Raw genomic sequence first — 14,073 nt, 5'->3', positions numbered from 1 at the left:
ATCAACGCTGATTGAATTTAGGTGTGCGCTTCTCACGGAAGGCCGCAATGGCCTCGACATGATCCTTGCTCGCCGAGGACACGTTTTCGTAAGCCATACCCACGTCCATCATGCTCGCCGCCATCTGGCGCAGCGGTACGTTGATGGTCGATTTGCTCCAGCGCAGAGACTGTACCGGCATGGCGGCGAGTTTATCGGCGTAGGCGTCGACGTAGGCATCCAATTCGGCAGCTGGCATGGCGGCGTTGACCATACCAAACTCGACGCCCTGTTTAGCGGTGAACTTCTCACCCGTGAACAGGTAGTGCTTGGCGCGGGCATAGCCCATCAGGTACGGCCACATGATCTGCCCACCGTCGCCGCTGATCAGACCGACGTTGTTGTGCGGATCGCCAAAGCGTGCGGTCTCGGCGGCGAAGACCACATCGCAGAACACTGCAACGGTAGCGCCCAGGCCAATCGCATCGCCGTTGACCTTGGCGATGATCGGCTTGTCGCACTCCAGCATGCCGTTGACGATGCGCTTGGCTTCGCGAACGCAACGATAGAACTCGGTCGGATTGTCATGCAGCCATTGCATGTACTCGATATCGCCGCCGGCACTGAAGGCGCGGCCCGCGCCGGAGACAACAATGATGTCGCTTTCAGTATCTTCAACCAGGTCGTAGAACAACCAGGACAGCTCGGTGTGCGACACGCCGGCGAAGCTGTTGAGCTTCTCTGGTTGGTTGAAAGTCACGTTCAGAACACGGCCACGACGTTCGAAAGCAATCGTCTTATAGTCAGCGAAATTCATCATCACCCTCCAAGGGCCTTTTGTTGTTAAACTCATCGAAAGCTGACATTTGGTCAGTTATGTGTAGAATGTATAGCACCAGAAACAGTGACGCAAGCCCAAAAAAGCCAAGAAAAATACAATAACCAACTGACATTCATTTTTAGGAGCTTCCCATGCGGATATTTGCGGCAACCTCGCGCTATGTTCAGGGCGATGCGGCACTCGATGAATTGGGCCGCCATTGCAAAGTGCTGGGCAGAAGTGCCCTGGTGATCACCGACGCCGACATGGCCCGGTTGCTGGGTGACCGCGTGCTGGCGAGCTTCAAGGCAGCCGACGTTGCCTGTGCACTGGAAGTCTTTCCGGGGGAAATCACCCATGCCGCCATTACCGCTCTGGCTCAGGACAGTTTGCGGTTCGGTGCCGACATGGTGGTGGGTCTGGGTGGCGGCAAGGCTCTGGACACCGCCAAGGGTGTCGCCTTGAAGCTGGGTTTGCGCAGCATCAGTGTGCCGACCATCGCTTCGAACGATGGCCCTGCCAGTGCCGCCATTGCCGTGTACGACGATGAACACATCATGCAGGACATCCTCCATTTGCCACGCAACCCGGACCTGGTGCTGGTCGATACTGGCGTCATTGCCAATGCCCCGGCACGTTTTCTGCGCGCCGGAATTGGCGATGCCATTTCAAAGAAATTCGAAGCCCAGGCTTGCGCCTCCGCCGGTGCCCTTACCCTGCTGGGCACCCCTGCATCGCTGACTGGCCTGATGGCCGCCGATGCCTGCTACAGCATCATTCGCAAGCACGCCGCCGCGGCGTTGCGCGCCGTCGAAGCCAAGCAGGTCAACAATGACCTGGAGGCACTGGTCGAAGCCACGGTACTGCTCAGCACGATCAGTTTCGAGAACGGTGGCTTGTCGGTTTCCCACGCGATTGCTCGCGGCTTCTCTTACTTGCAGCGAGCCAAGGGCACACTGCATGGCGATCACGTTGCCTACGGCTTGCTCGTTCAATTGGTGCTGGAAAATCGCCCACTGGCATTCATAGAAGAGCTGATCGGTTTCTATCATGAGATCGGACTGCCGACGCTGTTGCAGGACTTTGGCCTGCTGCAGCCGAGCAATAAAGAGATTCGCGAGCTGGCCGAGAAATCCATGGTCAGCCCAAGTGCCGCGCGATTCTCCCCCCCAGTCGATGCCAATCAACTGGAGGCGGCTATCAAGCGCGTAGAACAACTGGGCGGATAATTTCCTGAAATCCAGGCAGCAAAAAGGGGAGCCTGGGGCTCCCCTTTTGCTGCCTGGCACTTTTTGTTGCCTGGAGCTCAGGAAAAACGCGCGAGCAATTCAGCCATGCCCGGCGATGGAATCATTTTTGCCGGGTTGTAAAACGGCGACAGCACCTTGACCAAGCGCTTCTTGCTGGCCTTGGCAATTTTTGCCTTCAGCAGCTTCTGGCGCTCGATCGATGCCAGGCGTTGTTCCTCGGTCATGCCTTCGCGATCTTTGTCAGTCAAGTAAGCCGCCACCCGAGCGGTGTGCGAACCGATGTGCTTAACCGCATAGCCGAAGGCCCAGACCCGATACAGCCAGGCGAACAGACCATTGCCATACAGCGCCTTATAGGCCTGGAAGCACACTTCCCGGTGTTCGAACTCTTCTGCCAGGTGCCACTTCCACAAATCCACCGCCTCTTGGTCGGCGCCTTCAAGGTACTCGTCAAGTTCCTCGAAAAAGACCTGTCCGGCCGACGAACCCATGGCCTCGAAACCTTCGCAATAGGCGACATTGAAGCGCAGCGATTTTGTGTCGAGGAAACGCTGGTAATCCTCCTTGTAAGGTTTCTCCAGGGCTTGCATGCCTTCATAACCAGACTTGTACAGCATCTTGTTGAAAGCCACGTGCTGCTTGCAGTGCTGCACTTCCTGCTTGTTGAAAATCTCGATGCTCTCGCGCAGTTTTGGATGGCTTTCGCCAAGGGCATCCTTGACGCGCATCATGACTTTGACCAGAAACGGCTCGATATGCGCAGGTACCGTGGAAAACGCGTTGTAGCTCTGGGCAAACTCATGGACCGGTGCCCAATGGGGTCGAATACTGGAAAAATCGAAGTTGGGTAGACGGACTTTCATCGCCACGGTTCCTCTTATTGTTATTGATTGTGCTCAAGTCGGGCCGCAGGTACCCAACTGCAAGAATAATAAATGACTGTTTGTCAGTTGTATTCCGATCCAGGCTCCGCGTCAATCGCCACGGAGCCCCTCGGACTAACGGCGGGCCACCACGGATGCGCCCCAGCGGCGGATATCTTCGACGAAATGCTTTGGCACCTCCATCGCCGCAAAATGCCCGCCTTCAGGCAATGACGTCATGTCAGCCAGGTTGTAGACCAACTCGATCCGGCTGCGTGGCGCCACAGGCGTCAGCGCGTCACCCGAGTACTCGGCGAACGTCGTCGGGGTTTCACAACGAACACCGGCAGGCAATAGCGTAAAACCATCCTTGACCACGCCGGGGTAATACCAGAGCGCACTGGTGAAGCTGCCGGTCATCACATACAGCACGATGTTGCTCAGCAGGGTATCCAGGTCGAAGACCTGTTCGAAGCTGCGCTGACGCAAATCCGCCCAGTCATGAAAGCGCTCCAGAATCCATGCTGCCTGGCCCATTGGGTTATCCGCTGCAGCCCAGGCAATCGACTGTGGCTTGCTCATCTGCACCGCCGCATATCCGCTGTAAGCCCGCTGGGCGGCTTCGGCCTGGCGCTGCCAGTTGAGTTCAGCGTCGTCTCGCGGCGGGGTGAGCGAGCGAAAGCCCAGCATGTTCAAATGAATCGCTTCGACATGCTGGCCATGGTCCAGGCCAAGCCAGGACGTGACGATGGAACCCCAATCGCCGCCCTGAGCCCAATAGCGCGGGTAGCCCAGCACCTCAGTCATCAATTTGTTCCACAGGATCGCTGTCTGACGCTGGCTGAAGACGCCAGGTGGTTTGCCGCTGAAACCGAAGCCCGGCAAGCTTGGGATGATCAGATCGAAGGCCTGATCGGCACTGCCGCCATGGCGTGACGGAAATGCCAGCGGTTCGATGACGTCCCAAAACTCCAGATGCGAGCCCGGCCAGCCATGGGTCAACAGCAATGGCCGACGCCCTTCGGCTTCACCTTTGACGTGGACGAAATGCACCTCCAGGCCATCGATCTCGGCGATGAATTGCGGGTAACGATTGAGCCGGTCCTGGCAGGCCTGCCAATCGAACGACTCAAGCCAGTGGCGTTGCAGTCGATGCAAAAACTCACTGTCACAGCCCAGCGTCCAGCCGCTACCGGCAGGCGCCGGGGGTAACCGACAATCCTCGACCTTGCGCATCACCCGCGCGATGTCGGCATCAGTCCATTGCACTTCGAAGGCTTTCATATCAGCTCCAGGTCCAGTTGGGATCGCGCTTTTCCATTTGGGCACGGCGCGCTTCGGTGGAATCGTTGTAGCGCGTCACCCGGCCCGTGTAATCCTGCTCGATACGATAACCTTCCTTGAGCCCCAGGTCCTCGACCCGTGTCAGCGATTCCTTGCCCAGACGCAAACCAATCGGACTGTTGCGAGCGATACTGGCGGCCAGGCCCAGGGCTGCGTCCATCAACTTCTCCGGCGCGACGACCTCCTCGACAGCACCCAATCTATAGAACTCTTGTGCCGGAACCGCCTCACCGGTGAAAAACATCTTGCGCGTCTTGAACGGCCCGACCAGCCGCTGGAGGTGCCTCGCACCACCGAGCACGCCGACCTTGATTTCCGGAACGGAGAAGGTGGCGTTCTCTGACGCGATAATCAGATCGCAGCACGCCACCAGCACCAGCCCGGCACCAATGGCCTTGCCATTGACCGCCGCGATGACCGGCAGCGGACAATCGAGAATGGACCAGAAGCATTCGCGTACGACCGCACCCGGATCGAGCAGATCGAGGGTAGTGTCGCCCTCGGCGGGTGTTCGGGCATGCCGCCGTGCGGAATCATTGAGGTCGATCCCGGCACAAAACAGCCGGTCGCCGGGTGCCATCAACACAATCACACTGGCTTCGGTAGACCGTGCCAAGGCATTGAAAGTGGCGGTCAGCTCACGGATGGCTACCGAATCGAGCGCATTGACCGGCGCACGGTCAAGGGTCACGACAGCGACCCGATCGCGGATTTCGGTGTGCACATGTTGCATTGGCGTGCCTGTGACAGTCGTGCTCATGAAGGGTTATCTCCAGTGGATCAAAGAGTTTCAGCTGTGCCGAGGATCAACGTGGCCTGGCTGGAAAGCGTGCCGCCGTTGGCGTGTGCCAGCGCCAAACGGGCATTGGCGACCTGACGCTGGCCAGCCTCACCCCGTAGCTGCATGCAGGATTCGACAATGGTGAACAACCCGTACATGCCAGGATGGCAGCACGACAAACCACCGCCATTGGTGTTGACCGGCAATGAACCACCCGGGGCGATGTTGCCGCCCGACACGAAGTGACCGCCCTCGCCTTTCGGGCAAAACCCGAGGTCTTCGAGAAACAGCAGGGTATTGATGGTGAAGGCGTCATACAGCTGCACCACGTCGATATCCGCCGGGGTGACACCGGCCAGTGCGTAGGCACGCTGGCCCGATTCACGCGCAGCCGTCACGGTAAGGTCCTGCGACTGGTCGACACCCGAATACCAGGTCGCCGCTGCACCACCGAGCAGGTACACCGGACGTGCCTGCAGGTCACGGGCGCGGTCGGAGCGAGTCAGCACAATCGCCGCTGCACCGTCGGTGACCAGGCAGCAGTCACGCACGCTCAACGGATCGGAAACCATCCGTGCTTTCAAGCAGTCTTCGATGGTCAGTTCATCCCTGACAAAGGCGTCCGGGTTGAGCTGGGCCCACTTGCGCGCCGCCACGGCGACCTCGGCCAGATGCTCACGGGTCGTGCCGTACTGGTGCATGTGGCGCGCGGCAGCCAGTGCATAGGACGAAAGCGGCGTCAGCGGCTTGTACGGCTTCTCGTAAGGCGACGGCAAGCGCATTGAAACCAGCCCGCCGGATGCCGTGCGTTGGTTACTGCCGTAAATGATCAATGCCGTGTCGCAATAGCCGCTTTCGAGCATCAGGGTGGCCGCGATCACATGGGAATGAAAGGCTGAGCCCCCGGTGCGGTTGTTTTCTGTAAAGCGTGGCTGGATGCCGAGGTATTCCGCTGCGCTCAAACCTGACAATGCGTCATCTGGTGTGCAGACAAACAGTGCATCGACCTCCTGCAGGCTGACGTTGGCATCCTTGAGTGCCAAGACGGCGGCCTTGGCGGCCAGGTCCAGCGATCGCATGCCCGGGGACTCACCCATGCCATAGGTGGCAGCGCCGACGATTGCCACCTGCCCTCGAGGAAAACGCTCCATTGCTGCACTCCGCTTCGGTCCGGTCGATACCGGCGATTGGTCTGGACTTCGAAATAATAACTAACATAGTATCAGCTATGACGACAAATTAGCCTAAGCAAACGCACGCTGCAATAGCGTCATGGCTAATGCGTAAACAGGCCATAAAAAGGACCGGTACCATGAGCGAGATCCCACAGCAAAAAGCCGATGAATCCCCGGCACCTCCCGCCTGGTTCAAATGGGCACTGGAGCACCCTGGTCGTTCGCAATACATCGAAGCCAACGGCAGCCGCCTGCACCTGTTGTCCTGGAACTTCGAGGCGCGCGACAAGCCCGTTCTGTTGTTCGTCCACGGCTTTCGCGGACATGCCCATTGGTGGGATTTCATCGCACCGTTCTTCGCCGAACGGTACCGGGTCATCGCCCTGGATCTATCGGGGATGGGCGACAGCGCCCACCGCGCCAGCTACGGCCCACATACCCTGGCCGAAGATGTCATTGCCGTCGCCGAGTGGCTGGACACTCCGCGCTTGATTGCCATCGGCCATAGCTATGGCGGATCCCGAGTACTACGCGCTTGTGCCGATCGGCCGGAGCTGTTCGAGCGGCTGATCATCATTGACAGCTACGTGGTGTTTTCCGATCAGGAGGCGGTCAAGGAGCCTGCGAAAATTCGCGGTGACCGTGAATACCCGGACGTTGAAAGCGCCGTTGCACGTTTCCGGCTGCTACCGCAGCAGCCCGACGCAATGCCCTGCCTGGTAGAACATGTGGCCAGGCACTCAGTGCGCGCGACGGCCACCGGCGTGCGCTGGAAGTTCGACGTCAATCTGCCGCCCGGTGGTGCGCGCGAAGGCGACGGCGAACAACTCCTGTCCAGAATCAAGCGCCCCGTCGCGTACGTGTTCGGTGAACGCAGTGTCGTCGTTTCCCCAGCCATGGCCCACCGCATCGTCAACCACCTCACCGATGCCTGCGGCCCCATCGCCATACCCGACGGGCACCACCACTTGATGTTCGACCAGCCCATCGCATTGATCAGCACGCTGCGCGCGCTGCTTGCCTGACCCTTCCATTTTGTCTGTCCGAGGACCCGAACCATGGCCATCGATTACTACAAACTGCTTGATCTGCAGATTCCCGATACACAGCAGAGTTACACCCACAAGGACAGTATTCTGTACGCCCTCAGCCTGGGTTACGGCAGTGACCCGCTGGACGCCCATCAGCTGCCCCTGGTGTATGAGGCCGAGTTGCGAGCAGTACCCACAATGGGCGTGGTGCTCGCACACCCCGGCTATTGGCCGCGCACCCTCAACACAGGGCTTGATTGGGTGCGCATCGTGCATGCCGAGCAAGGCCTGGTCTTGCACAAACCATTGCCCGCCGAAGCCCGGGTTATCGGCAAATCCCGGGTCGTCGACATCATCGACAAGGGTGCGGACAAGGGCGCGTTGATCACCTATGAGCGACGCATTCTGGAAGCCGACAGCGGCGAGCCACTGTGCACCATCAGCCAGACCATGCTGGCACGCGGCGACGGCGGCTTCGGCGGTCCGCAACGCAGTGCCCCGGCGCCCCACACCGTGCCCGAGCGTGCCCCCGAACACATTATCGATCTGGTGACTGCCGAAAACATGGCGCTGCTCTATCGCTTGAATGGCGACTGGAACCCTTTGCACGCCGATCCACAGGTGGCCGCCAAAGCCGGTTTTCAAAGGCCGATCTTGCATGGATTGGCGACCTGGGGTCTGGCGGGGCGCGCGATCATGCAAGCGGTGTGTGCATTCGATGGTCGTCAGATTGCGTCCATCTTCGGGCGCTTTACCGCTCCGGCCTACCCCGGTGAAACCTTCCGCACGGAAATCTGGGTCGATGGCCCGGTCATCTCCTTCCGGGTTCGCAGTGTTGAACGCGATGTAGTGGTCATCAATAACGGTCGAGCCGAACTCAGAGGCTGAGGCCAATAACAACAAAGGAGCACGTCATGACACCCATTGACATTCGTCTGGACAGCAAAGTCGCCCTGATTACCGCTGGCGCCAATGGTATCGGCGCCGGCATTGCCCTGAACCTGGCCCGCTTCGGAGCCCGCGTGGCCATCGCCGACATCGACCGGGTCAGCGGCGAACAGTTGGTGCGCACCATCGAGGCAGCAGGCGGCCAGGCGCTGTTCCTGGAAACCGACGTCAACCACACGGAGCAAATCACGGCCACCGTGGCACGGACCGCCGAGCATTTCGGCCGCCTCGATATCCTGGTCAATAACGCCGGTGGCGTGCGCAACGGCAGTTTTCTGGAGCAAAGCGAGCGCAGCTGGCGGCGTCATATCGACTTCAATTTCATCAGCATGCTGACAGCCACCCAGGCAGCCGCGAAGGTGATGGTTGAAGCCGGCCAGGGCGGCACCATCATCAATATCGCCAGCAGCGAAGGCCTGCGCGCAGCGCCGGGGTTTGCCGTCTACGCCGCTTGCAAGGCCGGCATGATCAGTTTCAGCCGTTCGATGGCGCTGGAGCTTTCCGGGCATGGCATTCGCGTGCATGCACTGGCGCCGGACATGATCATGACCGACGGTTTGAGGCCCTATATGGAAGCCGGCGGCGAAGCGGGCAAAGCCGCCCGCGATCGTTACATCCCGCTTGGGCGCACCGGATCGACCGATGAGTTGGCGGGCGTTGTGGTGTTTCTGGTGTCGAACATGGCGTCCTATGTCACCGGCTTGACCGTGCCGGTGGATGGCGGTGCCATCGCCTCCAGTGGCTGGACGCGGTCGCCCACCACCGGCGAATGGAACCTCTACCACGCTTGAGCAGTATCCGAAGGCTTGCGGCAAGCAATCCGCAAGCCTTCGGGCACCGGTTACTCGCTGGACAGCAACACGGCCCCGGCCAATGGGCCACCACCATTACTCGCCACCGCCAGGCGCGGTTGACCCGGTACTTGTCGGGCCCCGCCTTCGCCGCGCAACTGGACCACCGCCTCATGCACATGGCCGAGCCCATGAAGACGTCCGGCCGACAGTTGGCCGCCGTGGGTGGCCATTGGCAATTGGCCGTCCAGGGCAATACGGTGACCGCCTTCGACGAACGCCGCCGCCTCACCGCGCCCACAGAAGCCCAGCCCCTCGAGCCAAAGCAGACTGAGGAAACTGAAGCCGTCATACAGCGCGGCAACCTTCACGTCGGCAGGCTTGTAATCGGTACGCTGCCAAAGCCGCCGACCGGCCTCTTCGGCGCAATAGCGCGTCAGATCGCCCATCTGATCCCAAGCGTCGCGACCGGTGAACGGGCCGCAGATTGATTCGATGTTGACCGGCCGCGAGCGCAAGTCCTGCGCTGTATCACGGTGAGAAACGATCAGCACCGTCGAGCCATCCACCGGCACGTCGCAGTCGTACAGGCAAAGCGGCGTCGACACCATGCGCGATGCCAGATACTGCTCCATGCTCAGCGGCTCGCGATAGACCGCCTTGGGATTGAGCGCCGCATTGCGTCGGGCATTGAGTGCAACCGCCGCCAGCTGCTCGCGGGTCGCGCCAAACTCATGGAAGTAACGGCTGGCAACCAGCCCCACCCAGTTGGCGGCCGACGCCGCCTGAAACGGCACCTGGAATTCGCCAAAGCCCGATACACGCCCTTCTCCTCCTACGGAGCTTGAGCGCACACCTGTGGCCAATGCGCTGGATTCAGTCACGGTGCGAAAACAGATGACGTGCCTGGCCTGACCCGAAGCGACAGCCATACAGGCGTTGATCAAGGCGCTCATCTGCGTCGCTTCGTTACCGGCACTGTACCAACTCAGCTCCAGCCCCAGCGATTCCTTGACCTGACCAATGGACACCGGGGAAAAAGCCGGCATATCGGCACGGTAGCCCGGCCAGCTGGCAACACCATCGATGTCCTTGCGGTCCAGGCCGGCATCCTCAAGGGCCGCCAATATGGCTTCCAGCGTCAGGTCCAGGCCACTACGTCCCAGCCTGCGACCCACTGCCGATTGCCCGATGCCGGAGATGATCGCTTGGCGCTCTGGAGCCATGGTCATGAAAATTCCTCTAGTTTTTGATCTCGAGTCACCGCCGCTCTCCGTTTCGGATTTGGCGATATGCAATTGTCGGGGTCTTGAGTATTGACCCACCTGCAACACTGCGGCAGACTCTAAAAAATGTCAAACAGTCAGTTATTGGAATTTGCGGTTGTTACGCAGGTCTGGAACTGGCGCTAAGATAGCGGGAAATCTCTGCGCTCGTCCCGAGCTTGGAGAGGCACCTACAAAAACAAAATTCGAGGTGAAGATCCATGGCAGCACGTGAACCCGGCTGGAGCACTGACCAGCTAGACACCATCAACGCCGTCTTGCAGCGCGCTACCGAGAAATATGGCGACCGCCAGTTCATGGACTTTCTTGGCGACACCTACAGCTTTACCGATATCAACCAGGCCGCCTGTCGCCTGGCCAATGGCTTGAGCAAGCTGGGGGTCAAGAAAGGCCAGACCGTGGTAACGCTGCTGGACAACTCTGCCGATGCCGTCTTTATCTGGTTTGCCATCAATAAGCTCGGTGCCGTCAGTGTGCCGGTCAACACGGCACTCAAAGGTGAGTTCCTGCGCCATCAAGTGGGTGATGCCGGCGCCGCCGTGGTCATTGCCGAGAGTGACTATGCCGATCGGGTCGCATCCATTGCCGACAAACTGCCTGAACTGACCACTCTGGTTCACCGCGGTGCCGTACCGACCGTCAGCATCAAGCAGACACTGCTGGCCTGGAATGACCTGCTCAGCGACGACGCCAGCGAGCCGGACGTGCAAGTCATGCCCCATGACCTGGCCATGCTGATCTACACCGGCGGCACCACCGGCCCTTCCAAGGGCTGCATGGTCAGCCACAACTATACCTGCAGCCTGGCGCGGCAAATGCTGGTGATTACAAATCGCCAGGAAGACACCATTACCTGGTCGCCGCTGCCACTGTTCCACCTCAATGCGGTGGCCACTACGGTCGTTTCCAACATGATGGTCGGTGCCCGCATCGCCATTTACCCACGCTTCTCGGTGTCCAATTTCTGGCCGCAGATCGAACGTACCGGCGCCAACGATGTGCAATTGCTCGCCGCGATGATGCCCATGCTGGCAGGCGCACCGGACAACGAATCCAGCCTGCGCTGCCGCGGCCAGGTCAAGGCCGTCTGGGGCGCGCCGTTCCCAGAGGCTGTGCAGCAACAGTGGAAGGAACGATTCGGTGTCACCCACACCGTCTGCGGCGGCTTTGGTCTCACCGAGTGCTCGCTGCCGAGCATTCTGCCGTTCGGTACGGTTGGCAAGCCGGGCAGTTCCGGCCTGCGCAACACCGAAGACTTCGACGTGCGCATCGTCGACGACAACGATGTCGAGCTACCGCCTAACACACCCGGTGAAATCATTGTTCGCCCCCGCAAACCCAACGTCATGTTCGATGGCTACTGGAAGCGTCCGGAAGACACGCTCAAAGTCATGCGCAACATGTGGTTCCACACCGGCGATATCGGCAAGTTCGACGAGGATGACTTCTTCTATTTCGTCGATCGCAAGAAAGACTATCTGCGTCGTCGCGGCGAGAACATCTCCAGCTTTGAAGTGGAAAGTGCCTTCCTGCAGCACGAAACGGTCGACGAGGTGGCCGCTCACGCCGTGCTCTCAGACCTGGGCGAGGATGAACTGAAGGTCACCATTACCCTCAAGCCAGGCAACGCGCTGAGCGAAGAAGAGCTGTGCCGCTGGGCCGCCGACCAGATGCCCTACTACGCGGTACCGCGCTACATCGAGTACCGCTCGGCGCTGCCGAAAAGCCCGCTGGGACGCATCTACAAGTTCCAGCTGCGCGATGAAGGCGTGACCGCCACCACGTGGGACCGGGAAAAGTCCGGTCTGAAACTGGCCAAACGCTAAATGAAAGCGGCCAAGGAGCTTGCCATGCAACCTACACCTGTCTGGTTCACGGGCGGTGCCGGCAATCGCCTGGCCGCTGATGTTTCTGGCCCGCAGGATGGTCCGCCAGTCCTGCTGATGCATGGTGGCGGTCAGACTCGCCACTCCTGGTCACGGGCACACTGGACACTGGCCGAAGCAGGCTACCGGGTGATCTCCCTCGACGCCCGGGGCCATGGGCAATCGGACTGGATCGAAAACGGCGATTACGGCCCGCAATCCCAGGTCGAGGATCTGCTGGCCGTTATCGATACGCTGGGAGTGGCACCTGCACTGGTGGGGGCGTCGATGGGCGGGGTCAACTCATTGCTGGCCTGTGCGGCAGACCCGCGGTTGGCTTCTTGTCTGATTCTGGTCGACGTAACCCCACGCCTGGAGCTTGCGGGCGTGGATCACATTATCGAGTTCATGACCGGTAACGCTGATGGCTTTACCTCGCTGGAGCACGCGGCCCAGGCCGTCAGTGCCTACAACCCTCATCGCCAGCAAAAGACCGATACCCGTGGACTGGAGAAAAACCTCAGGCTGCGTGACGACGGACGCTGGTACTGGCACTGGGACCCGCGCTTCATGGCTGGAGACCACCGCCAAAAAGTTGCACGCATTGCTCAACGAATGAAGGACGCCGCCGGCAAGATCGGCATTCCGACCTTACTGGTTCGTGGCCAGCAGAGCGACGTGGTCAGCCCCGAGGGTGCACAAGAGCTGCAGGCAATGATTCCCCACATGACCTTCGTCGACGTGGAAGGCGCAGGTCATATGGTTGCTGGCGACAAGAACGACCTGTTCAATGCCGCCATTATCGAGTTCCTCCAACGCCACTACCCGGCACACTAGAAGAGGGCAACGCGCATCACTTCAAGGGCCGTCGCGGGCCCTTTTTTTGATCAGCGAAACGCAAAGTGCGTGGCGTGTGGCGCCGGCAGATCGAGGATGGAGCGACAGCCGGGTGCCGCTGCCACGACCCCCGGCACGAAGTTGACCGCCCGCGCGGCGTTCAGCGCTGCAGCGTGATCCGTGCCATCCTCGCCCGCCTGAGCCGAGAGCTCACAGCAGATGCGAGGTGACCCCTCAATCTCGACCCGCCAGTTGGGTTCGTCCGCCCGCTGCCGCCAGCCCGGGCCGAGCGCCAGACGGGCAACCTGCTCGTTCACGATCTCAAGGAAAGGACGGCCGTCGGAAAAGGCGGTGAAGGTCCATCTCACCCCGGCCGGGGTTCCAGCGGGAATGTGCAGTCCACTGGCCTGGAGCACCATGTCCTCCGGGGCCAGCGCGTATTCCTTGTTGGTGATTTTCACATCATCCAATACCAGCCCCAGGCCGTCGGCCACCATGCGAGCGGATTGACGCATGCCCCACAGCCATAGGTCGTCCACCATGGCGCCGCTCGTTTGCTGCTGCACTGGAATACCGAATCCGCAACCCTGACTCAATTGCACGGCGGACGGATAGTGGGCGTTGTAGCCCCGTTGCCAGGCCCGGATCGACGTGACCCGGCCGGCGTAGCCGGAAACGAACAAGGGCAACACATCACTGATCAAACCGGGGATATTGCCCCCGGCAACCAGCGTGGTGTTACCCGCCTGGCAAGCGTCTTCCAGTGCCGCAAGTTCCGGTTCTCCCTGCAGGTACCAACCGCCAATACCGGAATACACATTGATACCGCGGCGCAGGAAACGCTCCACAATATCGGGGCTCCACGATTTACCGTGCCATAACGCACAATCGGCCGGCACGGCGAGCAGCTTTTCCAGATTGCATGTCGCCGTAATGCCCATGGCCTCGATGCCGCTCAGGAGGCCTGCATCGACGCCCTCCTTCTTTTGGTCATGGACGAGCACACCGGCAAGCTCCATCCCGGGATGCCCCTTGAGAAGGCGGATGATTTGACGGCCGACGCCGCCGGTATAACAGACGATAACCCGAAGTTTTTTCACCGC

13 protein-coding genes are annotated in these 14,073 nt (G+C 60.2%); 6 read left to right on the top strand and 7 right to left on the bottom strand.

Annotation, left to right across the window (positions count from 1 at the left end):
• Window position 1: 1 nt before the first annotated feature.
• Window positions 2–796 carry an enoyl-CoA hydratase/isomerase family protein gene (locus BLV61_RS28565; protein WP_090469057.1) on the bottom strand — a complete coding sequence of 265 codons (795 nt, stop codon included), beginning with the start codon at window positions 794–796 and terminating at the stop codon, window positions 2–4.
• A 155-nt stretch (window positions 797–951) separates the two neighbouring features.
• Between BLV61_RS28565 and BLV61_RS28560 the strand changes: the two genes are divergently transcribed.
• Window positions 952–2,028: a glycerol dehydrogenase gene (locus BLV61_RS28560; RefSeq protein ID WP_090469054.1), complete on the top strand. Its 1,077-nt coding sequence runs from the start codon at window positions 952–954 to the stop codon at window positions 2,026–2,028.
• 77 nt (window positions 2,029–2,105) lie between these two features.
• Here BLV61_RS28560 and BLV61_RS28555 read toward each other — a convergent pair whose 3' ends face one another.
• The 4 genes from BLV61_RS28555 to BLV61_RS28540 all read right to left on the bottom strand — a co-directional run bounded on the left by BLV61_RS28555 (window position 2,106) and on the right by BLV61_RS28540 (window position 6,188).
• On the bottom strand, window positions 2,106–2,912 hold the full coding sequence (locus BLV61_RS28555; protein WP_090469051.1) for a metal-dependent hydrolase: 807 nt from the start codon (window positions 2,910–2,912) through the stop codon (window positions 2,106–2,108).
• A 135-nt stretch (window positions 2,913–3,047) separates the two neighbouring features.
• Window positions 3,048–4,196, bottom strand: coding sequence for an epoxide hydrolase family protein (locus BLV61_RS28550; RefSeq protein ID WP_090469048.1), 1,149 nt, complete (start codon window positions 4,194–4,196; stop codon window positions 3,048–3,050).
• 1 nt (window position 4,197) lies between these two features.
• Window positions 4,198–5,016: an enoyl-CoA hydratase-related protein gene (locus BLV61_RS28545; protein ID WP_244159936.1), complete on the bottom strand. Its 819-nt coding sequence runs from the start codon at window positions 5,014–5,016 to the stop codon at window positions 4,198–4,200.
• A gap of 20 nt (window positions 5,017–5,036) precedes the next feature.
• Window positions 5,037–6,188 carry a thiolase gene (locus tag BLV61_RS28540; RefSeq protein ID WP_090469042.1) on the bottom strand — a complete coding sequence of 384 codons (1,152 nt, stop codon included), beginning with the start codon at window positions 6,186–6,188 and terminating at the stop codon, window positions 5,037–5,039.
• A gap of 161 nt (window positions 6,189–6,349) precedes the next feature.
• On the opposite strand from BLV61_RS28540, the gene BLV61_RS28535 reads away from it, so the two are divergent.
• The 3 genes from BLV61_RS28535 to BLV61_RS28525 are packed head-to-tail and all read left to right on the top strand — an operon-like array spanning window position 6,350 to window position 8,982.
• Complete coding sequence (locus tag BLV61_RS28535) at window positions 6,350–7,237, top strand: alpha/beta fold hydrolase (protein ID WP_090469038.1); 888 nt, start codon at window positions 6,350–6,352, stop codon at window positions 7,235–7,237.
• A gap of 33 nt (window positions 7,238–7,270) precedes the next feature.
• Window positions 7,271–8,131, top strand: a complete 861-nt coding sequence (locus tag BLV61_RS28530; RefSeq protein ID WP_090469035.1) for a MaoC/PaaZ C-terminal domain-containing protein — start codon at window positions 7,271–7,273, stop codon at window positions 8,129–8,131.
• 26 nt (window positions 8,132–8,157) lie between these two features.
• Window positions 8,158–8,982 (top strand): SDR family NAD(P)-dependent oxidoreductase, encoded by an 825-nt coding sequence (locus BLV61_RS28525; protein ID WP_090469032.1) that lies wholly within the window; start codon window positions 8,158–8,160, stop codon window positions 8,980–8,982.
• A 50-nt stretch (window positions 8,983–9,032) separates the two neighbouring features.
• Here the strand turns inward: BLV61_RS28525 and BLV61_RS28520 are convergent, their stop codons facing one another.
• Window positions 9,033–10,214: a thiolase family protein gene (locus BLV61_RS28520; protein ID WP_090469028.1), complete on the bottom strand. Its 1,182-nt coding sequence runs from the start codon at window positions 10,212–10,214 to the stop codon at window positions 9,033–9,035.
• Window positions 10,215–10,468: 254 nt separating this feature from the next.
• Here BLV61_RS28520 and BLV61_RS28515 point away from each other — a divergent pair, with 254 nt between their 5' ends.
• Together BLV61_RS28515 and BLV61_RS28510 are read left to right on the top strand one after the other, a co-directional pair.
• Window positions 10,469–12,094 (top strand): AMP-binding protein, encoded by a 1,626-nt coding sequence (locus tag BLV61_RS28515; RefSeq protein ID WP_090469025.1) that lies wholly within the window; start codon window positions 10,469–10,471, stop codon window positions 12,092–12,094.
• A 24-nt stretch (window positions 12,095–12,118) separates the two neighbouring features.
• Window positions 12,119–12,970, top strand: a complete 852-nt coding sequence (locus tag BLV61_RS28510; RefSeq protein WP_090470025.1) for an alpha/beta fold hydrolase — start codon at window positions 12,119–12,121, stop codon at window positions 12,968–12,970.
• Window positions 12,971–13,020: 50 nt separating this feature from the next.
• Here BLV61_RS28510 and BLV61_RS28505 read toward each other — a convergent pair whose 3' ends face one another.
• A complete protein-coding gene (locus tag BLV61_RS28505) occupies window positions 13,021–14,070 on the bottom strand; it encodes a dihydrodipicolinate reductase (protein ID WP_208604217.1) in 1,050 nt (349 codons plus the stop codon).
• Window positions 14,071–14,073: the final 3 nt, after the last annotated feature.

The sequence above is a fragment of the Pseudomonas mohnii genome, assembly GCF_900105115.1.
GTDB lineage: Bacteria > Pseudomonadota > Gammaproteobacteria > Pseudomonadales > Pseudomonadaceae > Aquipseudomonas > Aquipseudomonas mohnii.
Note: the sequence above shows the minus strand (reverse complement) of the source record. Positions and strands in the feature narration are given on the sequence as shown.

What these genes read in the sequence shown, in the direction of transcription:
- BLV61_RS28565 (WP_090469057.1), bottom strand. Translation starts at nt 796, where the DNA reads ATGAATTTCGCTGACTATAAGACGATTGCTTTCGAACGTCGTGGCCGT.
- BLV61_RS28560 (WP_090469054.1), top strand. Translation starts at nt 952, where the DNA reads ATGCGGATATTTGCGGCAACCTCGCGCTATGTTCAGGGCGATGCGGCA.
- BLV61_RS28555 (WP_090469051.1), bottom strand. Translation starts at nt 2,912, where the DNA reads ATGAAAGTCCGTCTACCCAACTTCGATTTTTCCAGTATTCGACCCCAT.
- BLV61_RS28550 (WP_090469048.1), bottom strand. Translation starts at nt 4,196, where the DNA reads ATGAAAGCCTTCGAAGTGCAATGGACTGATGCCGACATCGCGCGGGTG.
- BLV61_RS28545 (WP_244159936.1), bottom strand. Translation starts at nt 5,016, where the DNA reads ATGAGCACGACTGTCACAGGCACGCCAATGCAACATGTGCACACCGAA.
- BLV61_RS28540 (WP_090469042.1), bottom strand. Translation starts at nt 6,188, where the DNA reads ATGGAGCGTTTTCCTCGAGGGCAGGTGGCAATCGTCGGCGCTGCCACC.
- BLV61_RS28535 (WP_090469038.1), top strand. Translation starts at nt 6,350, where the DNA reads ATGAGCGAGATCCCACAGCAAAAAGCCGATGAATCCCCGGCACCTCCC.
- BLV61_RS28530 (WP_090469035.1), top strand. Translation starts at nt 7,271, where the DNA reads ATGGCCATCGATTACTACAAACTGCTTGATCTGCAGATTCCCGATACA.
- BLV61_RS28525 (WP_090469032.1), top strand. Translation starts at nt 8,158, where the DNA reads ATGACACCCATTGACATTCGTCTGGACAGCAAAGTCGCCCTGATTACC.
- BLV61_RS28520 (WP_090469028.1), bottom strand. Translation starts at nt 10,214, where the DNA reads ATGACCATGGCTCCAGAGCGCCAAGCGATCATCTCCGGCATCGGGCAA.
- BLV61_RS28515 (WP_090469025.1), top strand. Translation starts at nt 10,469, where the DNA reads ATGGCAGCACGTGAACCCGGCTGGAGCACTGACCAGCTAGACACCATC.
- BLV61_RS28510 (WP_090470025.1), top strand. Translation starts at nt 12,119, where the DNA reads ATGCAACCTACACCTGTCTGGTTCACGGGCGGTGCCGGCAATCGCCTG.